The 20,668-nt window shown below is 45.3% G+C and carries 20 protein-coding genes; 11 read left to right on the top strand and 9 right to left on the bottom strand.

Annotated features, from left to right (window positions below):
• Nucleotides 1-344: 344 nt before the first annotated feature.
• Nucleotides 345-1,697 carry an aldehyde dehydrogenase gene (locus BW716_RS32065; protein ID WP_083730142.1) on the top strand — a complete coding sequence of 451 codons (1,353 nt, stop codon included), beginning with the start codon at nt 345-347 and terminating at the stop codon, nt 1,695-1,697.
• A 79-nt stretch (nt 1,698-1,776) separates the two neighbouring features.
• On the opposite strand, the gene BW716_RS32060 is transcribed toward BW716_RS32065, so the two are convergent.
• Complete coding sequence (locus BW716_RS32060; protein WP_083730141.1) at nt 1,777-2,820, bottom strand: PDZ domain-containing protein; 1,044 nt, start codon at nt 2,818-2,820, stop codon at nt 1,777-1,779.
• 115 nt (nt 2,821-2,935) lie between these two features.
• Nucleotides 2,936-5,551 (bottom strand): alanine--tRNA ligase, encoded by a 2,616-nt coding sequence (gene alaS / locus BW716_RS32055; RefSeq protein ID WP_083730140.1) that lies wholly within the window; start codon nt 5,549-5,551, stop codon nt 2,936-2,938.
• Nucleotides 5,552-5,841: 290 nt separating this feature from the next.
• Between alaS and BW716_RS32050 the strand changes: the two genes are divergently transcribed.
• The 3 genes from BW716_RS32050 to BW716_RS32040 all read left to right on the top strand — a co-directional run bounded on the left by BW716_RS32050 (nt 5,842) and on the right by BW716_RS32040 (nt 8,088).
• On the top strand, nt 5,842-6,813 hold the full coding sequence (locus BW716_RS32050) for a M23 family metallopeptidase (RefSeq protein ID WP_083730139.1): 972 nt from the start codon (nt 5,842-5,844) through the stop codon (nt 6,811-6,813).
• 126 nt (nt 6,814-6,939) lie between these two features.
• Nucleotides 6,940-7,566 carry a MerR family transcriptional regulator gene (locus BW716_RS32045; protein ID WP_235643989.1) on the top strand — a complete coding sequence of 209 codons (627 nt, stop codon included), beginning with the start codon at nt 6,940-6,942 and terminating at the stop codon, nt 7,564-7,566.
• A 9-nt stretch (nt 7,567-7,575) separates the two neighbouring features.
• Nucleotides 7,576-8,088, top strand: coding sequence for a hypothetical protein (locus tag BW716_RS32040; RefSeq protein WP_143709156.1), 513 nt, complete (start codon nt 7,576-7,578; stop codon nt 8,086-8,088).
• Nucleotides 8,089-8,157: 69 nt separating this feature from the next.
• Here the strand turns inward: BW716_RS32040 and BW716_RS32035 are convergent, their stop codons facing one another.
• Together BW716_RS32035 and BW716_RS32030 are read right to left on the bottom strand one after the other, a co-directional pair.
• Entirely contained in the window at nt 8,158-9,249 is a 1,092-nt protein-coding gene (locus BW716_RS32035; RefSeq protein ID WP_083730137.1) for a mechanosensitive ion channel family protein, read from the bottom strand.
• Nucleotides 9,250-9,268: 19 nt separating this feature from the next.
• The gene (locus tag BW716_RS32030) at nt 9,269-10,411 is read right to left on the bottom strand and encodes an amidohydrolase family protein (RefSeq protein ID WP_083730136.1); all 1,143 of its coding nucleotides are present in this window, start codon (nt 10,409-10,411) and stop codon (nt 9,269-9,271) included.
• A 74-nt stretch (nt 10,412-10,485) separates the two neighbouring features.
• On the opposite strand from BW716_RS32030, the gene prfA reads away from it, so the two are divergent.
• Nucleotides 10,486-11,550 (top strand): peptide chain release factor 1, encoded by a 1,065-nt coding sequence (gene prfA, locus BW716_RS32025; RefSeq protein WP_083730135.1) that lies wholly within the window; start codon nt 10,486-10,488, stop codon nt 11,548-11,550.
• A gap of 206 nt (nt 11,551-11,756) precedes the next feature.
• Complete coding sequence (locus BW716_RS32020; protein ID WP_083730134.1) at nt 11,757-12,434, top strand: OmpA family protein; 678 nt, start codon at nt 11,757-11,759, stop codon at nt 12,432-12,434.
• 113 nt (nt 12,435-12,547) lie between these two features.
• Here the strand turns inward: BW716_RS32020 and BW716_RS32015 are convergent, their stop codons facing one another.
• The 5 genes from BW716_RS32015 to BW716_RS31995 all read right to left on the bottom strand — a co-directional run bounded on the left by BW716_RS32015 (nt 12,548) and on the right by BW716_RS31995 (nt 15,062).
• Nucleotides 12,548-12,934 (bottom strand): VanZ family protein, encoded by a 387-nt coding sequence (locus BW716_RS32015; RefSeq protein ID WP_179091366.1) that lies wholly within the window; start codon nt 12,932-12,934, stop codon nt 12,548-12,550.
• A 125-nt stretch (nt 12,935-13,059) separates the two neighbouring features.
• A complete protein-coding gene (gene gcvH, locus BW716_RS32010) occupies nt 13,060-13,440 on the bottom strand; it encodes a glycine cleavage system protein GcvH (RefSeq protein ID WP_083730132.1) in 381 nt (126 codons plus the stop codon).
• 37 nt (nt 13,441-13,477) lie between these two features.
• Complete coding sequence (locus BW716_RS32005) at nt 13,478-14,137, bottom strand: peptidylprolyl isomerase (RefSeq protein WP_083730131.1); 660 nt, start codon at nt 14,135-14,137, stop codon at nt 13,478-13,480.
• 15 nt (nt 14,138-14,152) lie between these two features.
• A complete protein-coding gene (locus BW716_RS32000; protein WP_083730130.1) occupies nt 14,153-14,683 on the bottom strand; it encodes an N-acetyltransferase in 531 nt (176 codons plus the stop codon).
• 37 nt (nt 14,684-14,720) lie between these two features.
• Nucleotides 14,721-15,062 carry a hypothetical protein gene (locus tag BW716_RS31995; RefSeq protein WP_083730129.1) on the bottom strand — a complete coding sequence of 114 codons (342 nt, stop codon included), beginning with the start codon at nt 15,060-15,062 and terminating at the stop codon, nt 14,721-14,723.
• A 284-nt stretch (nt 15,063-15,346) separates the two neighbouring features.
• On the opposite strand from BW716_RS31995, the gene BW716_RS31990 reads away from it, so the two are divergent.
• The 5 genes from BW716_RS31990 to rsgA all read left to right on the top strand — a co-directional run bounded on the left by BW716_RS31990 (nt 15,347) and on the right by rsgA (nt 20,564).
• Complete coding sequence (locus BW716_RS31990) at nt 15,347-16,348, top strand: MoxR family ATPase (RefSeq protein WP_083730128.1); 1,002 nt, start codon at nt 15,347-15,349, stop codon at nt 16,346-16,348.
• Between the two features lie 48 nt (nt 16,349-16,396).
• Nucleotides 16,397-17,260, top strand: coding sequence for a DUF58 domain-containing protein (locus BW716_RS31985; RefSeq protein WP_083730127.1), 864 nt, complete (start codon nt 16,397-16,399; stop codon nt 17,258-17,260).
• A 24-nt stretch (nt 17,261-17,284) separates the two neighbouring features.
• The gene (locus BW716_RS31980; RefSeq protein ID WP_083730126.1) at nt 17,285-18,271 is read left to right on the top strand and encodes a hypothetical protein; all 987 of its coding nucleotides are present in this window, start codon (nt 17,285-17,287) and stop codon (nt 18,269-18,271) included.
• A gap of 226 nt (nt 18,272-18,497) precedes the next feature.
• The gene (locus tag BW716_RS31975; protein WP_083730125.1) at nt 18,498-19,508 is read left to right on the top strand and encodes a VWA domain-containing protein; all 1,011 of its coding nucleotides are present in this window, start codon (nt 18,498-18,500) and stop codon (nt 19,506-19,508) included.
• A gap of 114 nt (nt 19,509-19,622) precedes the next feature.
• The gene (gene rsgA, locus BW716_RS31970) at nt 19,623-20,564 is read left to right on the top strand and encodes a ribosome small subunit-dependent GTPase A (protein WP_083730124.1); all 942 of its coding nucleotides are present in this window, start codon (nt 19,623-19,625) and stop codon (nt 20,562-20,564) included.
• The last annotated feature ends 104 nt before the right edge of the window (nt 20,565-20,668 follow it).

Here is a 20,668-nt window from a genome sequence, read left to right as displayed (position 1 = left end):
AAAGACTAAACAACTTCATTATTATTATGCTGTGAACGCAAATATAGAAAATGACGGGTAGAAAGGGGAATGTTTACCGTTTTGAAACGTAATATTGAATTTTAACAAAATTTTATTAAACTTGCACTTGCAACTGTTTAATCTGTATTTCCACTTTTTTGGGACCACTTGCCAAATCATTTGGCCTATATTCTTCTGACGCCACTGATATTTAACCTTTTTTTCCTGTTTAAAGCGGTAATTAGCCACTGTGCGTAGCGATTTCGACGTTGGGACTTACCATTTAACCACTATTTATCCCTATTCTGGAAATACGGGTTGTGCCTTTTTAGTAACTTTCAAGCATGAGCATTGAAAATATTTATCAGGCACAGCAGGCCTTTTTTGCCTCCGGCGCTACGCTCCCTTACGCTTACCGCCGTAAGCAGCTGAAGCTGCTGAAAAAGGCTGTAAAACGCTACGAGCGTGGTATCATGGCTGCCCTGTATGCCGATTTACACAAGCCTCCTATGGAAGCCTTCGGCAGCGAGGTGGGGTTGGTGTATGGTGAAATCAAGTACTGCTTAACACACCTGAAGCGCTGGATGCGCCCGGAACCCGTAAGCAGTCCCTTCATGCTTTACCCTTCCAAAAGTAAAATTCACCGGGCACCACTGGGCCAGACCCTCATCATTGGCCCCTGGAATTATCCTTTCAGTCTGATCATTACCCCACTCATTGGCGCCATTGCCGGTGGTAACTGCGCTATTCTGAAACCTTCAGAAATGGCGCCTAATACAGCTGCTGTAATTGCCTCTCTTATACAGGATACCTTCGCCCCTGCCTATATCACCGTTGTAGATGGAGAAGGCCGTGAAGTGATTCCGGAGTTAATGCAACACAGGTTCGATCATGTATTTTTCACCGGCAGCACGAATGTGGGTAAGAAAGTGTTGGAAATGGCGGCCCCTCACCTCACCCCCGTCACACTGGAACTGGGTGGCAAATCTCCCTGTGTGGTAGATGATAAGGTGGATATACAGATAGCTGCCAAAAGGATCATTTGGGGCAAGTACTTTAATGCCGGACAAACCTGCATAGCACCGGATTATGTACTGGTGCACGCCAGGGTAAAAGAGGACCTCATCGCTGCCATGAAAAAGACCATCACCAGCTATTATGGGGAAAATCCGGCCCTCAGTAAACACTATGCCCGTATCATCAACAAAAAGCGATTCGATACCCTCCATAGCTACCTGTCAAAAGGTAAAATTCTGCATGGTGGAGATACTGATCCTTCCACTTTGTATATCGGCCCTACCCTCATGGAAAATGCAGCGATCGACGAAGAAATATTCGGCCCCATCCTGCCCATCATGACTTACGAACACCTGGGCGATGCCGTTCAGTATATCAAACAGCATCCAACTCCACTATCACTCTATGTATTCACAAATAGAAGCAGTACGGAAAAGACGCTCATCGAACAGTTGAGATTTGGGGGTGGTTGTGTAAACAATGTATTAGGACATTACACCAATGTAGAACTACCCTTTGGTGGTGTGGGATACAGCGGTATGGGGCAATACCATGGCAAATACAACTTCCTGACTTTTACCCATGCCAAAGCCGTGATGAAAACCGGTACCTGGCTGGATATAAAGCTGAAATACCCTCCCTATCGCGGGTTGGGATTGCTGAAAAGGCTCATGAAATAATGACATAAAATGTAAAAAGAGGTTGCCTCCGCTCATGGAGACATCCTCTTTTTACTAAAGGCGGAACAATATGCTTGCCCTATAAATCCGCTTTATGCAATCTCTTTGGTACTTTCACCTGTAAGGTCTGTGTTTTTCCATCTCTCTTCACCTGTACATCCACAGTGCCCTTATTCTTATTTTCCCTATACGCATTTGTCACATCGCGGGTAGAACTGATGCTGGTTCCAGCCAGGGAGGTGATGATATCTTTAGGTTTGAAACCTGCTTTTTCTGCAGCAGAACCTGGGGCTATGGCCAGTACCACAGCGCCATTTCCATCTTCAGTGTCTTGTACAGACAGACCCAGTTTTACATCATTTTCACGACGGTCATCCCTGTAGAAACTACGTGGCCCACCACGATCGTCATCTCCACCTTCATCTTCACGGAAGTCAAAACGACCACCATTTGGCGGCATCATACGGAAGAAATCTTCCGGCCCATCATTGTCATCACGACCACGGTTGAAACCAAATTCAGGTTGCTTCCTTTCATCCAGTGTCACGGTAGCAGTGCTTTCTTTCTTATCACGCAGGTAGGTCACAGTCACTTTATCGCCAGGTTCGTGCTTACCAATTTTCTCAAATAGATCTTTAGGTTCTTCGATCTTATCAGCATCTACTTTTGTGATCACATCACCTACTTTCAAACCAGCTTTATCAGCAGGACTTTCTTTAGACACATCTTTCACAGTCGCACCTGCAGCTTCTTTCTTTTCAGTCAGTACACCCAGCAGCGCTTTGCCTGGGCGAATGTTGTCAGGTCCTTCACCGAAGAACTGCATGCTACGGTGTTGCGGCATGTTAAAGTTGAAGTTGTTGCCATCCATCGGACGGATCTTGCGGCGGTATACAGAGATGTCTCCATCCTTGTAGGATTCCAGTTTCTCACCATCTACCAACACATTACCATCCTTGATTTCAACTGTTACTTTTCCGTCCTTATTGCTGTTTCTTTTGATAATGATCTCGTCGTACTCACCCAGTTTATCGCCCTTGGGTGCTGGTTCCTGCGCGTAAGCCATACTAAAGGTAAGGCAGGTGAAACCCGCTAAAGCGAATTTTTGTAAGAGCTTATTCATGTTTATATGATTTACAAAGGCAAATTTATAGGGGGGAGGTATAAAGGAAAAGTTAAAATCGACAAGGGGGAAATGAAAAGCGCCCTCCGGTCGGAGGGCGCTATAGAAAAGAATTTTAGAGTATCTCTTTTACTGCTTTGATCACCTGATCCAGCTTATCAGTTTCCTGACCACCGGCAGATGCGAAGGATTTCTGACCTCCTCCTCCGCCTTTGATGAGGCCGGAAATTTTCTCCTTGATAATTTTAGGTGCTTCCAGTCCTTTGTCGGCCACTAAATTATCAGCGATCATCACTGCTACGTTTGCTTTACCACCTACATTGGCAGCGAAGACAAATACGTAATCAGTCAGTTCTGTTTTCAGCTGGAAGCACAGCTGCTTCAGTGCGTCGGCGCTGTTCACGCTCACAACGCTACCGATGAAGTTGATGCCGTTTACTTTCTCTGCTTTTTCCAGCAGACCTGCAGCAAGTTGTTTTACCTTTTCCTGTTCAAAGACTTCCAGTTGTTTTTCCAGACCAGCTTTGTCAGCGATCAGGGTTTCAACAGCCTTTACTGGTTCTTTTGGATTTTTCAGGACTGCTTTCACCTCTTTCAGCTGTTGCAGTTGTTCATTTACAAAAGCCAGTGCATGAGCGCCGGTTACACCTTCAATACGGCGTACACCTGCAGCTACTGCGCCTTCAGAGAGGAATTTGAAGAGACCCAGTTCGCCTGTGCTACCAATGTGGGTACCACCACAGAACTCAACAGAGTAGTGTGGATCCATGATCACCACGCGTACAATATCGCCGTATTTTTCGCCGAACAGGGCCATAGCGCCCAGTTTCATTGCTTCTTCTTTAGGCAGTTCCTGTATTACGACAGGGATATTAGCACGGATCTTTTCATTCACGATGTCTTCGATCTGCGCCAGTTCTTCGTCAGTCACTTTTGCAAAGTGAGAGAAGTCGAAGCGGAGGGCTTCAGGGTTTACCAGCGAGCCTTTCTGTGCTACGTGTGTACCCAGTACCTGGCGCAGGGCAGCGTGCAGGAGGTGAGTAGCAGAGTGGTTCAGGGTAGTCTGCAGGCGTTTATCTTTATTGATAGTCGCGGTGACAGTGGTATTGATAGTAGCAGGCAGCTTGTCGGTAAAGTGAACGATCAGGTCGTTTTCCTTTTTGGTATCAGTTACGCTGATCTTTTCACCATTGAAATCCAGTGTACCGGTATCACCCACCTGTCCGCCACTTTCAGCGTAGAAAGGGGTTTGGCTCAGTACGAGCTGGTATTGTTCTTTGCCTTTAGCTTTGATTTTACGGTACTTGGTTACTTTGGTATGGGTGGTATCCAGGCTGTAACCTACAAAGGTGGTACCGCTGTCTTCGAGGATGGTCCAGTCGCCCATATCCAGTTCGGTAGCGGCGCGGGAACGGGTTTTTTGTTGCTCCATAGCAACTTTATATCCCGCTTCATCTACTTGGAAGCCATTCTCAGAAGCGATCAGGCTGGTCAGGTCAAAAGGAAACCCATAGGTGTCGTAAAGTTCAAAAGCAGTCTGTCCATCCACCAATTTCGTCTTACTGTTTGCTGCAATAAAGTCCTCGATACGACGGATACCACTTTCAATAGTACGAAGGAAGTTATTTTCTTCTTCGAAAATTACTTTCTTCACAAAGTCCTGCTGCTGAATCAGTTCTGGAAATACACCGTCGAACTGCTGTGCAAGTACAGGTACGAGCTCATGAAGTAAAGGCTTTTTGCGATCCAGGAAGGTAAAATAATACCTTACAGCCCTACGCAGTATACGGCGCACTACATAACCGGCACCAGTATTGGAGGGCAGCTGGTCATCTGCAATAGTAAAGCAGATAGCGCGGATGTGGTCTGCCAGTACACGGAAAGTGACATCTTTTTTGCTGTCAGTTCCCTCGTATTTAGCACCAGTCAGTTTTTCGATATGATCAATAGTGCCAGAGAATACATCTGTATCGTAGTTGGAAAATTTACCCTGAATCACCCGTACCAGTCGTTCAAAGCCCATCCCTGTATCCACATGCTTGGCTGGCAGGGGGTGCAGGCTCTGATCCTGCAGGCGGTTGAACTGCATGAATACGTTGTTCCAGATTTCGATCACCTGCGCATTGTCGCCATTCACAAGGGTAGCACCATCTACCAGTTTCCTTTCGGCATCCGGACGGCAGTCTACGTGAATTTCAGAGCAAGGACCACATGGACCAGTGTCACCCATTTCCCAGAAGTTATCCTTTTTATTACCCATGAGGATCCGATCTTCAGAAATGTGTTTTTTCCAGAAGTCGTAGGCTTCCTGGTCTTTTTCCAGATTCTCAGACGCATCCCCTTCAAAAATAGTGACATAGAGACGGTCTTTGGGTAATTTATACACTTCCGTAAGCAGCTCCCAGCTCCAGGCAATTGCTTCTTTCTTGAAATAATCGCCGAAACTCCAGTTACCCAGCATTTCGAATAACGTATGATGGTAGGTATCGATACCTACATCCTCCAGGTCATTTTGTTTACCTGTTACACGGAGACATTTCTGGGTATCGACCACTCGCTTCCATTCCGCGACTTTGTTCCCAAGAAAGTAGTCCTTAAACTGAACCATACCTGCGTTCGTAAACATCAGGGTTGGGTCGTTTTTTAATACAACTGGAGCGGATGGCACTACGTGGTGCCCTTTGGATTTAAAAAACTCCAGGAATTGCCGGCGAATCTCGGAAGCAGTCATAAGTATTTGAAAAAATTAGTATGTATTATAATTTTGTGTCACCTAAATGGCTTTAATTTGTATTTTAAGCCAACTAGTGGTGTTTAGAAAATTGACACTCAAAAGATTGCCCTTTTAGTCTAATTCCCTTAGGTTTGCACACCCTGTCGCACAAGCGAAAGGTGTGCAAAAATATTGAAAAAGTCAGAATGGCGAAGAATTACTGAAAAGCCGCACCCAACTTCATCCTCATTGTATGAATAGCCCCCCAGATAGAATTTACTACTGCTGTTAAAGCATAAGCCCGGCACATGAAGAAGGTTAAATACTTTTATAATACTCAAACGCTCAAATACGAAAAACTCGTAGTATCGCTGCGCGTAAAGGTATTACGAATACTAGGATTTGTTTCAGCCGCCATTGTCACAGGATTTATTTTTCTGTCCATATCTTATAGAGTGCTGGATTCCCCAAAAGAGAAAAACCTGCGCCGTGATCTGGAAGTGATGAACGAGAAATATGAAGAAATGCAAGGCCGTATGAAAGAAGTCAAATCCCAGCTGGCCGAACTGGAACACCGTGATAATGAGATCTATCGTGTCATATTCGAAGCCTCTCCTATCCCTGATAGTGCCAGGGCCGGCAATATGGCCAAAGAAGAAGAGCTATCCCAGATGGCTTCTTTTTCCAGCAGCGAAATCATTGCCAGCACAGGCGCTTTGCTCCAGGAATTAGTGCATCGCATTGGTATTCAGGCTAAATCGTATGAAAAGATTGATGACCTGGTAAAAAATAAACAAAAAATGCTCGCTTCTATCCCGGCCATCCAGCCGGTTTCCAACAAAGACCTGAAGCGTATCGCCTCCGGTTTTGGATATAGAATCGATCCGATATACAAAACTGTAAAGTATCATTCCGGTCTTGATTTCGCAGCTCCTGCCGGTACCCCCATCTACGCCACCGGCGATGGTGTGGTGGAAGAAGCCAGCATGAGCGATGTAGGCTATGGTAACCATGTGGTTGTAAACCATGGATATGGGTACAGAACCCGCTATGGCCACATGCTTAAGATAAAAGTAAAAACAGGTACAGCTGTAAAACGTGGCGACGTACTAGGTTGGGTAGGAAGTACAGGTAAGTCAACAGGCCCTCACTGCCACTACGAAGTGGAAAAGAACGGGGAAAAAGTAGACCCTGTGTACTTCTTCTTCAATGACCTTTCTCCGGAAGAGTTTGACAGAATGCTGAAGATAGCAAGGTCCGGCAACCAATCATTTGATTAATAAATACATAAATTCTTCTAAGAAATCCGCTTCGGCCACCCGCCAAAGCGGATTTTTTGAATATATACCCAAAGTAGAAAAATTAAACTACCCCGGAATTTTGTAATTTGGTATTCATAAATGGATATGATGCAACAGCTGGATCTATTTTCAAACCTGGAGCCTAAAAAACCAGACCCTGCGCCCCCCATTCCCGAAAAGGAACCGGAGCCGCAGCAGAAACCAGCTGTGGAGCGACCTAAGATGGAAGAGAAGAACGATTTACCAAACATACCCAGCAGGATACAGGTACAGTTACCTCCTGATATACCACCACCAGTGGCGGTATCCAGCCAATCTGTAACTGCCTCCCAGCCTCCCCAGAAGAAACGGGGACGCAAATCGCTGAAAGAAGTGGCCGACGATCCGGACCTGATCAAGACACTGGAAGCAGTGCCGCTTGACAAACAATACTATTCCATAAGTGAAGTAGCAACGATGTTTAAAGTCAATACATCGCTGATCCGCTATTGGGAAAATGAATTCGATATACTCCAACCTAAAAAGAATAGAAAAGGCGATCGCTTGTTCCGCCAGGAAGATATCCAACACCTGAAACTGATCTATCATCTTTTACGTGAGCGTAAGTACACTATCGAGGGTGCGAAGCAAAAGTTAAAAGAAGATCGTAAATTGGCAGCCCGTAATTTTGAAATGGTACAGGCTTTGCTGAAGGTAAAAGGATTTTTAACCGAACTGAAGGAACAATTATAAAAATAAATTATGCGATTGAAATTATTACTCATGGGGGCATGTCTCCTACTTGCCACTACCTTATCTTATGCACAATCCACAGCATCTAACGGAAGAAAGGTGCTGAAAGGCAAGATCGAAATGAAAACATTGATGAACGATAGCTCGTTTGCCTGGTTCTATGCCGGTGTAAACAAATATCAGCCCAATGAAAACATGCTGAATTATATCAAGGACAATCGTGGTAAATTCACTGTGGTAGCGATAATTGGTACCTGGGATGACGAAAGCCGCCGCCTGTTGCCAGCCCTCTACAAGATCATGATACTGGCAGGTAGCCCTGATGAACAGATCCACACTTATGGTGCTGACGAAAAGCTGCAAACAGGTACACAGGCAGGCTACCAGACAAAGAAACTACCAACTTTCATCATCGTTCGTGATGGAAAAGAACTGGGTCGTGTTAGCACTGACCTACAGGATACACTCGAAGGCGATATCGCCAGAATCCTGCTGAAAGCAAACAGAAAAGATAAAGATTGATATAAAAGAAACTAACAAAAAAGCCGTCTCAGGATCCTGAAACGGCTTTTTTTATGCACAGTGGATAACTTATTTCTCGTGTATCTCCACCGTTGTACTGGATAATTTTACACCATGGTTTTCCAGTATTTTTATAAAACCAAGGTTGATCTCACTTTTCAATTGATTGAAAGGAACCCCTTCAATCACATTGGTGAGGTAAATAACCTGTATCACGTACGTATCTTTAGTAAAGTCGTTCAAATTCACAATAAAGCCGTCTGCTACTTTATCATGCTGTTTCAACAGGGCTTTGAAATCCTGTAATACTTTCAGCAGGTTATCTGCAGCCGTATCACCCGCTACTTCCAGGCGAAATACCGCCCTTTGCTGCGTACGCAGCGAAATATTATCCAGGATGCTGTCTACCATTTTCTTGTTGGGAACAGTCACAAAGGTTTTGTCCTGGGTGCGGATGCGTGTACTGCGCAGACCAATCTTTTCTACAGCACCCTGGTAAGTATCTACCTTCACGGTATCTCCTACCCGGAAAGGCTTATCGAAGAAGATGATGAAAGAACAAATCAGGTTTTCAATACTTTCCTTGGCAGCGAGGGCGAGGGCCGCAGCACCGATACCAAGACCCGCAATAATTTTATTGACCAGCACCGCCCCAAAAAGGATCCTGATAAAGGCAATGGCACCAAAAATAAAGACGATGGCTTTGAAGAAATCCCTGAAGAACACGATGAACTGGTTGTCCGTCTTATCATGTAGCAAATCGGCACTCTTGCTGATCATCAGCGACACGAAATCGATGACACGGAGAATGATCCAGATGATGGATAATGTAAGCGCGAGTTCCAGCAGTGTACTTAATATCCCCTTCAGACTAAACCCATTGTAAACAGTGATGTTCAGTTCCGGTGGAAAGTTCAGGTGATCGATCGTGAGCATGAAGGCGACCAGCAGGAAGAAGTATTCCAATGGTCGCAGCAGCAGGTGGGAAAATTCATGTTGGTCGATGTCAGGTGCCCACTTTCTGACTTCTTTGAAAAGGAGATTGGCCAGCCATTGTGATAGATACCGTTTTATCATCGATACAAACAGTAGCACAATAGCCAGAATAAAGTAATTCTGGATTGGGTTGCCAAGAATAACCTGGTCTAGTACATTGGTCATATTATGCGAAATTACAATATTAGTATATTCTTCTGCTACCCTTATCCGTAATAACTATTACACCCGGTTGCTTCCCTTTTTCAAAACTGCCATACCTGGCTGAGATACCCAATGCTTTCGCGCCATTTAACGTGGCCCATTGCAGTATTTCCTCCAGTGGGATTTCCGGATAATGCCCACGTATTGCCTGTATCTCTTCCCAGATAGACAACTGGTGATTAGAAGCCAGGCTATCTGTGCCCAGCGTGATGGCGCATCCCTCACTGCGTAATAATGAAATATCCGGCAACCGTTTTTCTATATACAAATTCGCCTGCGGGCATAAGCACCAGTATGCATCAGGGGCATGTTGTTTAGTAAATACCACATCTTCTTTGGTAGAAAAAGTATTGTGTACCAATATCACCGGCAGGTGCTTAAAATAAGGCAGCCATGCAGGTAGGCTGGTGCCTCCTGTGGGTACAAAGGCACTTGCATCCATCCCAAAGTGCTGATAGAAATCGAGGAAAGCACCTGTTTTATCAGCATATAATTGATTTTCAGCCGCTGTTTCCTGGTTGTGAATGCTGATTGGGGTATTATCCGGTATCACGGACAGCAGTGAAAAAAGCGCTTTACTCACAGAATACGGAGCATGTGGCACCACGGAACAGGAATGCATATCACCATTCAAACGCCTGAATTGTTCCAGTACAGACAAGCTGTAATCCAGTCTGCTCTGCGCCGCAACAGGTACAAACCCCATTGTTTCTACAAAGGAATGGTAGTAAATGGGGGAATGCTGTTTAGAAGTAAGGGTAGCAGTGCCATTACAAATATCTCCCACTGCCGAAATGCCACTTTCCCACATGGCTTCCTCAGCCGTTTTGATAGCGGCATCATCCTGTTGCCCCCGTTTTTCCATCACCTGTGTTAGAAATGCGGGTAACCCGGTACCTTCTGGAATTATCCCTTTCATGTGAGACAATTCCAGGTGACAATGGGTATTTACAAACCCCGGACTGAGTATCCCGTCCTCTTCCTGTACCCCTTCGCCGGCGAGGTCTGCTGATACGATATCCATGATAGTCCCGTCTTCGGAGAGAATCAGGACCTTGTCTCCCGATAATATTTTCTGCCCGTCAAAGAGGGCTGTTCCTTTAAATTTTAGCTGTTGGGTCATAATTATCCTAAAGATGTTAATTTTGCCGGCAATTGATAAGTCGACAGATCACCGACCATTCAACAAAGATAACTATGATAGATAAACTAGAAGCGATTAAAGGCCGGTTTGAACAGGTCTCCCTTGCCCTTACCAACCCCGAAATAGTGAGCGACAACAAGCAGTTCAGCAAACTGAGCAAGGAGTACCGGCAGTTGGAAAAAATCGTGAAGGCGTACGATACTTATACAAAGTTGCTGGATAGTATTGCCTTTAACAAGGAAGTGCTGGATAGTGGCGATGAAGAAATGAGGGAGCTGGCTAAGGAAGAAACCGAAGCACTGGCCAATCAGAAAATTGAGCAGGAGGAGATAATCCGTAACCTGTTGATTCCAAAAGACCCACAGGATGAAAAGAATGCGATTCTTGAAATCCGGGGTGGTACAGGTGGTGACGAGGCTAGCCTCTTCGCTGGTGACCTGCTGCGCATGTATCTCCGCTATTGTGAGCTCAAAGGCTGGACTACCAATATTATGAGCGAAACCCCTGGTTCAGTGGGTGGATATAAAGAGGTGGTGGTAGAAGTAAATGGTGATGATGTATATGGTACCCTGAAGTTTGAGTCAGGTGTACACCGTGTACAGCGTGTTCCAGCTACAGAAACTTCCGGCCGTGTACATACTTCAGCAGCTACAGTGGCGATCCTGCCGGAAGCAGAAGAAGTGGATGTGGATGTAAGAGATGCAGATATCAAAATGGATACTTTCCGTTCGTCTGGTGCGGGTGGTCAGCACGTAAATAAAACTGAATCTGCGGTTCGATTGACGCATATACCTACCGGTGTGGTGGTAGAGTGTCAGGAAGGACGTAGCCAGCACTCTAACCGTGATATCGCAATGAAGATGCTGCGTTCCCGTATCTACGAAGCAGCAGTGCGTAAGCATGAAGAAGCGATTGCTTCACAGCGTAAAAGCCTTGTATCTACTGGTGACCGTTCTGCAAAGATCAGGACTTACAATTACCCACAGGGTCGTGTAACTGATCACCGTATTGGTATGACGGTCTACAACCTGGATGCGTTTACAAACGGAGAGATCCAGGAAATGCTGCAGGCGTTACAGTTTGCGGAGAATGTGGAGAAGATGAAAATGGGTAGCTAATAAGTTATAGCGCAATAATAATTCAGGAATAAAGCGCTTTTGCCGTAGGCAAAATCGCTTTATTCCTGCCTATTCCATTAAACCCAAATATGAAACATTAGTATTACATTTATTTTTTCACTAATACCTATATTCATGTCTGCCTTGATCTACCAAAATCTGGCAGCATATTTGTCTCGTATCTCTCAGTAATAAACATTCGTACAATGAAAAGAATCAATCCTATCGTAGCAGTAGTATTGTCTGCCACCATGTTATTTAGCTGTAGTACCTGGAATGGAATGAACAATACCCAAAAGGGCGCAGCCATCGGCGTAGGTGGTGGTGCTGCCACAGGTGCCGTGATTGGTAAAGCCGCAGGCAACACTGCCCTGGGCGCTATCATTGGTGCTGCCGTAGGTGGCGGAGCCGGTGTACTGATCGGCAAAAAAATGGATAAACAGGCACAGGAAATCAAAACAACCGTACCAAATGCTACCGTAGAACGTGTAGGTGAAGGTATCAACGTAACGTTCAACTCCGGTATTCTGTTCGGCTTTGATAAATCGGACCTGACTGCTGCCGCTCAGACAAACATTCAGCAGCTGGCCAGCATCCTCAATAAATATCCTGACACCTACGTACGTGTAGAAGGTCACACCGATACCACTGGTACTGATGCTTACAACTATGCACTTTCTGAAAGACGTGCAACTGCTGTAGCAAACTACCTGAAAACACAGAACGTAGCTGCTAACCGTATTCAAACATACTGGTATGGTTCCAAACAGCCTGTAGTACCTAATACCACAGATGCTAACAGAGCTAAGAACCGTCGTGTGGAATTCGCTATCTATGCGAACGATAAGATGAAGCAGGATGCGCAGAAAGAATCAGGACAGTAATAGGATTTCCTTCATACACATATATATGAAAAAAGGCCGTATCGTTGGATACGGCCTTTTCTTTGAAAATGGTTTTCATCTTCGTTGGTAAATTCCCTCTTTCATGAATGTTTTTATTGTTTTTTCAACCACCACTTTCGTATAAATAAGAAAGCAATGATCCCGCACATGGCGCCTATTGAATCGGCTACCGCATCTATCATATCGAAGCTGCGATCTACCGCCCAGTATTTCTGAATAAACTCAATGGCCAGACCATACGCTGCTGCTGTGAACCAGAACAGCGTTAATGTAAGCGCCGAAATATGTCCTTTACTTCTGTAATAGCCTATACACAACAGGAGTACCGTACAACCAAACAATCCCAGGTGAACGATCTTGTCCATATGTATTTTCTCATAGAAAGGATCCTTGGGGATCTTATCTCCGGGAATAGTACATAAATATAACACCAGCAATATCCATAATATAGCAGGCCAATAGTATCTGATAATCCTCATTGCTGGCACGTCCAATTGTTTTTTAGGGTAAATATTAATAATCATAAAGGTATAAGGTTCAAAAGTCGTTCCCAACTTTTGAACCTTATACCTCTACTTTTTTAACCTTTTATTAATTATTGGACTTATTCGCCAACAAGTGCCTGATAGGCAGCTGCATCCAGCAGTCCGTCTACATCTGCAGGGTTAGATACTGTCATCTTGATCATCCATCCTTCGCCATATGGATCGCTGTTCACCAGTTCTGGTGAGCTATCCAGCTCGGAATTGATTTCATTTACAGTACCTTTTACTGGCAGGAAGAGGTCAGACACAGTCTTTACTGCTTCCACAGTACCGAATACTTCTTCTGCACCCAATGATTTACCAACGGTAGGAATGTCTACAAATACGATATCTCCCAGTTCACGCTGAGCGAATTCAGTGATACCGATAGTAGCTGTATTACCTTCCAGTAACACCCATTCGTGATCTTTGGTGTAACGCAGATTTGACGGAAAATTCATGGCAAGTTTGATTTTAAGGGGTAAAATTAAGGAAAACCTAAAAGAACAAAAATTTCTTCACCACTCTCACCTTCATTACCACATCTTCCAGTGGTCTGTCATTACCATCTGTCTTTAGTGCTGCGATCTTATCGATCACGTCCAGGCCTTCCACAACCTGACCAAACACAGTGTAGCTCTGATCCAACTGTGGTGTGCCTCCGTACTTTTTGTAGTACTCGCGCTGGTCCACGGGAATCTTCCTCCCCCCTAGTCTACCCTTCTCCAGTTTGTCGAGCTCCTCATCTGTCCACACTTTTCCCTGCACAATATAAAACTGACATCCTGAACTTGCTTTTGCAGGATTGTTGTCTCTTGCTGCCGCCAGTGCACCTTTCTTGTGATACAGGTTCAGCTGAAACTCTGCAGGAATCGTGTAGTTCACATCTCCATTACCAAGCATTGCTCCCTTTGCCGCATGCTTTGAATCAGGGTCACCGCCCTGTATCATAAAGCCTTTGATCACTCTGTGGAATAACGTACTGTCATAGAAGTGATGCTTAGCCAGCTTTATAAAATTATCCCTGTGCTTTGGTGTGATGTTATACAGCTCGATCACCATCGTGCCATAGGGAGTAATGATCTTTACCTTCCGGTTTTTAGCAGCCATAGCGGGGAGTGTGAGTATTATACACACAAAGAGTAGCAATCGTTTCATGGGGGTATGATTATTTTAGAGTTGTTTGCGCAGGAGCCAGTCAGTATCTTCCTGATTCCCCATCATGAAGATATGGCTACCGAATTTTTCAAAACCATTCTTCTCGTAGAATTGGTAAGCCTTGGTGTTGTACTCCCAAACCCCGAGCCAGATGGTTTTTACGCCATGTTGCGCAGCTACTTCCTGTGCGTAGTCCAGCAGGAACTGTCCGGCTTTCATGCCCTGAAATGCTTTCAGCACATAGATCTTTTCCAGCTCCATGACAGGAGCGGGATCCAGGGGACCGTTATGATCCGGCTGCTTGTGTAAATTTAGTTTCAAAAACCCCGCGGGGGAAGTGCCTTCGTACAGAATATAATATAAACAGCCAGGGGCCGCCATTTCAGCTGTTAGTGCTTTCCTGGATTTTTTCTCTTCCATAAAAGCGTTAAAGTCCGCCGGGTTGTATTGATGAACAAATGTTTCGGTAAACGTCCGCTGCTCAAGCATCACCAGTAAATCCAGCAACTCAGTAGAAACGGGCACAACGTGTAATGATGTATCCATAGCCAGGGTGTGTGTAATTTATATCAGGGAGGGAATTTTATCGTCCCTCCTGATCGTCAAAGTATGCAATAATATGCTCCTGCAAAAATCTTTCCTGTTCTGGCATACTCATTTTGGGTACAGGTTGTGCTTCTTTGAAATGGGGCCAACCATCGTTGTCATACCCTTGTAGTTCAAAATACCCGCTTTGACTCAATAAAGTACATGTTGCCACATGCATCAGGTCCTGTTTCTGCTCCTTCGTCCACTTCTTCTTCATATTTCCCAGTTCCTGTGCACCTATTAAAAAGAGAATCGCTTCCATGTTAGGGGTTTTCCCAAATCGCTCTGTGAACATATCCAGCACCCTTTTCCATTGCTGCTCGAATTCCTCTGCCATTTTATAATTATTTAATTATGAACCTTCTATCCCTGCAAATGTACGTTATAAAAAAAGATGATATAAATATGCGCCGGCTTTATTAATTTGGGGGTCACATACGTTATTTATAATGCAAGGATTACAAATTAAGAAATGTATGTATCTGAGTGCCATATCGTAATTTGTAAATTTTAATTTGTAATTCTATTCTTAACAGCATTTTAACGGCCATATCTGCTTGTCTGGCGGTGTTTTACTGGCAGAAAGTTTTACTTTAGCAAACTTGTAAATAATAAATAAGCATGGAGAATACTTCGTATGATATCCGTCAACTAAATGAAAAAATCCACGAGGCCAGCGCATTTGTAGACCTGCTGAACCTCGAACTGGGCAAAGTCATCGTAGGGCAGCGTTACATGGTAGAAAGACTGTTGATAGGGCTGCTGGCACAAGGCCACGTATTGCTGGAAGGTGTACCCGGTCTGGCAAAAACCCTGTCTATTAAATCCCTCTCTTCTGCCATTAACGGTAAATTCAGCCGTATTCAGTTTACACCGGACCTTCTGCCTGCGGACGTGATCGGTACTATGATATACAACCAGCAAAAGAATGAATTTGTAGTAAGACGCGGTCCTATCTTCGCCAACTTTATCCTGGCGGATGAGATCAACCGTGCCCCTGCAAAAGTGCAGAGTGCCCTGCTGGAAGCAATGCAGGAAAGACAGATCACTATCGGTGATACCACTTTTAAACTGGAAGAGCCTTTCCTGGTACTGGCTACCCAGAACCCAATCGAGCAGGAAGGTACCTACACACTGCCAGAAGCACAGGTAGACCGTTTTATGCTCAAAGTGGTGATCGGCTACCCTACCAGGGAAGAAGAGCGCCTCATCATCCGTCAGAACCTGAACCCACAGCCTTCTCAGAAGATCAATCCCATCATTCAGCCTGCCGACATTATGAAGGCACGCGACCTGGTGCGTGAAGTATACATGGATGAAAAGATCGAACGCTATATCCTCGATATCGTATTTGCTACCCGTAATCCTGACGAATACAAACTGCAGAAACTGAAACCGCTCATCGCTTATGGTGGTTCTCCAAGAGCGAGCATCAACCTGGCAATGGCTGCTAAAGCTTATGCCTTCATGAAACGTCGCGGATATGTAATTCCTGAAGACGTTCGCAGCATCTGCTTCGACGTAATGCGTCACCGTGTAGGTCTCACTTACGAAGCGGAAGCGGAAAACGTAACCAGCGAAAACATCCTGAGCGAAATTCTGAATGCTGTAGAAGTACCTTAATCGGCCCCTCTGTAGCAAACAGTTTTTTTAAACGTTAATGTACAACCGGTGGATACTGCAGAAATACTTAAGAAGGTCAGGCAGATAGAGATCAAGACCAAAGGTCTCTCCAATCACATCTTTGCAGGCGAATATCACAGCGCCTTCAAGGGGCGTGGTATGTCTTTCAGTGAGGTGCGCGATTACCAGGTGGGCGATGATGTGCGGGCTATCGACTGGAATGTGACTGCCCGTTTAAATCATCCCTTCATCAAGGTTTTCGAAGAAGAACGTGAACTTACCGTAATGTTGCTGGTAGATGTGAGTGATAGCTCCCTCTTCGGTACCGTACGGCAGAACAAGCGGAGTATGATTACGGAGCTCTGCGCTGTACTGGCCTTCTCCGCGATCAAAAACAATGATAAAGTAGGAGTGATCTTCTTCAGCGACGGTATGGAAAAATATATCCCGCCTAAGAAAGGTAAATCCCATATCCTGTTTATCATTCGCGAACTGCTGTCCTTTACTCCTACCCGCAAAGGCACTAATATCAGGGAAACACTGCGTTTCTTTAACAATGCGACAAAGAAAAGGAGCATTGTATTCATGCTGAGCGACTTCCTGACAGGCGACTACCAGGATGCACTGAACATTGCTGCCAAACGCCACGATGTGGTCGGCGTGCATGTATACGATCAGCGTGACAAAGAACTGCCACCGGTAGGACTGATACAAATGCAGGATTCTGAAACTGGTGCACGCCAATGGGTAGATGCTTCTGACAAACAGGTGCAGCAATATTATACCCAACAGTTCCAGCAGCACGTGCAGTATTGCAGCAATTCTTTCAAAAAGAGTGGTGCAAGCCTGATCAGCATTCGTACGGATGAAGATTATGTAAAGGCTTTAAAAGGCTTCTTTACAAACAGGTGATAGTTTAAAGATGAGCAAATTAACATGGGTAAACAGATCATAGTTAAAACACTTATTTTATTTGCAATGCTGGGTTGTGGGTTTGCTTCGCAGGCCCAGGTGCAGGTGAGTGCCCGTACAGATACAGACCATATCCGTATAGGTGAGCAGGTAAAACTCATATTGTCAGCCACCGTACCTAACCAGGGCGTTGGCAATGTCGTATTCCCTCAATTACCAGATTCTTTCAGTCACTGGGAAGTAGTAAGTCGTACCGGCCTCGATACTTCTGCTGCCAATGGAAACAAGGTGTTTCAACAAACCCTTGTACTCACCAGCTTTGACAGTGGTAGCTGGGACCTCCCTGCCTTAAAATTTGATGTGCTGAATAATGGAGGGGTGACTGATTCAGCCTTCACCGATTCACTGCGCATAGAGGTAGGTACCGTTGCGGTAGATACTACCAAGGCGTTCAAACCTATTAAAAACGTACGCTCTGTACCCTGGAACTTCTGGGATTACTGGCTTTACTTTGCTATTGGTTTCAGTGTGATCATCATAGGTATAGGATTGTTGGTATATTTCCGCAGCCGTCCTAAGAAAGCAGTGGTGAAACCTACAGCACCTGCCGTACCACCTTACGAGGTAGCACTGCTGGCACTGAAGCAGCTGAGAGAAGAGAAACTGTGGCAGCAGGGAGATGTGAAGCAATATTATACCCGCATCACCGACGTACTACGCGCATACTTCGAACAGCAATTCAATATCCCTGCCCTGGAGCAAACCAGTGAGGAACTGCTGCAACACATCAAACCGGTGACGGTCCTTAATCAGCAACGCGACAGGTTGAGAGACCTGCTGACGGTAGCTGACCTGGCCAAATTCGCGAAGCTCCATCCTACACCTGAAGAGCATGAGCGCGCACTGGCACAGGCTTTTGAGATTGTGGAATGGACCAAACCCGCTGTAGAGAAAGCAAAAGAAGCAGAGAAGACGAATGAGGCAGGGAAAACCGAAGGAGCAGGCAACTAAGGGGTTAGAAAGCGAATGAGGCAGGAAAAACTGAAGGAGCAGGCAACTAAGGGGTTAGAAAGCGAATGACGCAGGGAAAACCGAAGGAGCAGGCAACTAAGGGATCAGAAAGCGAAGACGCAGAGAAAACCGAAGGAGCAGGCAACTAAGTATTCCGCAAGCGAAATTCGCCTCAGAAACCGAAGGAGCAGGCTACTAACTAGAACCAGGAAATTATTTTATATACATGGATTTTTCAGTCTGGAAAAATATTGAATTTGCCCATCCTGCCTACTTTGGCTTGCTGGTGCTGGTGCCCGTGATGATCTACTGGCACTATGCAAAACAGCAGAAAAAGCAGGTGGCTATGGATATGTCTTCCCTTCAGGGGTTGAAGGGACTGCCGGTATCCTGGAAGGTGAGGTTCCGCCCCCTCCTGCTGATACTGCGACTGCTGGCGTTTAGTGCGCTGGTGGTAGCGCTGGCAAGACCTCAGACCAGCAATACATCTGAAAGTATAGATAGTGAAGGGATCGATATCGTGTTGGGCATAGATATTTCAGGTAGTATGCTGGCCGAAGACCTGCAGCCTAACAGGCTGGAAGCTGCGAAGAAAGTAGCGAACGACTTCGTAGATCGCCGTATCAGTGACCGTATTGGCCTGGTGATCTTCTCCGGAGAGAGTTTTACGCAATGTCCCATTACTACTGACCATGCGGTATTGAAAAACCAGATTGCGGCTATCAAGAGTGGTATGCTGCAGGATGGTACTGCGATTGGGATGGGTTTGGCCACGGCTGTAGATCGCCTTCGTAATAGTAAAGCTAAAAGTAAGGTGATCATTCTCCTTACAGATGGTGTGAACAACGTAGGTTTGATAGATCCGCTCACCGCGCTGGAAATTGCAAAGGCATTCAAAACAAGGGTATATACCGTAGGGGTAGGTACGATCGGAAAGGCACCTTTCCCGATGACCATGCCGGATGGTAGTATTCAGATGGCTATGCAGGATGTACAGCTGGATGAGCCGCTGATGAAGAAGATTTCAACAGAAACCGGGGGTAAATATTTCAGGGCTACCAATAATAAGGACCTGGAAAGTATTTATGATGAGATTGATAAGCTGGAAAAGACCAAGGTAGAGATCACTTCTTACAAACGATTTGCTGAACATTTCTTCCCGTTTGCTATACTGGCATTGGCTTGTATACTGCTGGAAGTAGTGCTGCGATATACCGTATTCCGGAGTCTGCCATAAAACAATATTGCCCCCAGCCGCGCCAGCGGCAGGGGGCAATATCAAAAAACTCGCTTCTGCCGAAGGTAGAAGCGAGTTTTTTGTATTTTTACACCCTAATAATAATCTTAGCATTTGCAGGCACTAATCTATAGATCCACCGGTAGCTGGTACACCGTAAAAACCATCACCACCGGCGAAACCTTCCAGGCACGCATTAAAGGTGTATTGAAACTGGATGGGGACATTACGTCTACCAATCCCATAGCCGTAGGCGATATCGTAGATATCGTTCCTGAAGAAGGTGATGCAAATGCAAAAAATGCTATGATCACTGGCATTGGGGACAGGCGTAACTACATCGTCCGCAGCTCCCCACATAAAAAAGGAAACGCAAAGCACATCGTGGCGGCCAACCTGGATCAGGCCATGCTCATCTGCACGGTAAAAGAACCAAGAACCTCCAATGGATTCATGGATCGCTTTCTGGTTACAGCAGCTGCTTATCACATTCCAGTGGTGCTGGTGTTTAACAAAAGAGACATTTATAAAGAGAAAGAAATAGACAGATTCGCTGAATTAGCGGCCCTGTATGAAGATATCGGTTATACAGTAAAACTGGTTTCTGCTGCTACCGGCGGTGGTATAGATGAACTGGAGACCATGATGAAGGATAAAACTACCCTGATGTCCGGTCACTCCGGTGTGGGAAAGTCTTCCCTCATCAATCGTTTATTACCTGGTCTGGATCTGCGTACAAAAGCAGTGAGTGGTTGGAGTGGTAAGGGGTTGCATACTACTACTTATGCAGAGATGTATGATCTGCCACAGGGTGGACGGTTGATAGATACACCTGGGGTGAGAGAATTCGGGATTGTGGATATTGCGAAGCCGGAGCTGTCGCATTATTTTCTTGAAATGCAGCCTTATCTTACACAGTGTCAGTTTAATAACTGCTTGCATATCAATGAGCCTGGTTGTGCGGTGAAAGCGGCTGTGGAGGAAGGGGAAATTGATATGGAGAGGTATGTGAGTTATGCCACGATTCTGGAGTCAATTCAGGAAGAGAGTTATTAAAGGATTTCTAATTCTTAAAGAAGAATCAATTAAATTCTTCCTTCAAAAAACACTCCTTTATGTTTTCGGAAGGAAATCCTTCTCAAAGAAGTTGTTTATACTTT

Source organism: [Flexibacter] sp. ATCC 35208 (genome assembly GCF_001975825.1).
Lineage (GTDB): Bacteria > Bacteroidota > Bacteroidia > Chitinophagales > Chitinophagaceae > Chitinophaga.
Note: the sequence above shows the minus strand (reverse complement) of the source record. Positions and strands in the feature narration are given on the sequence as shown.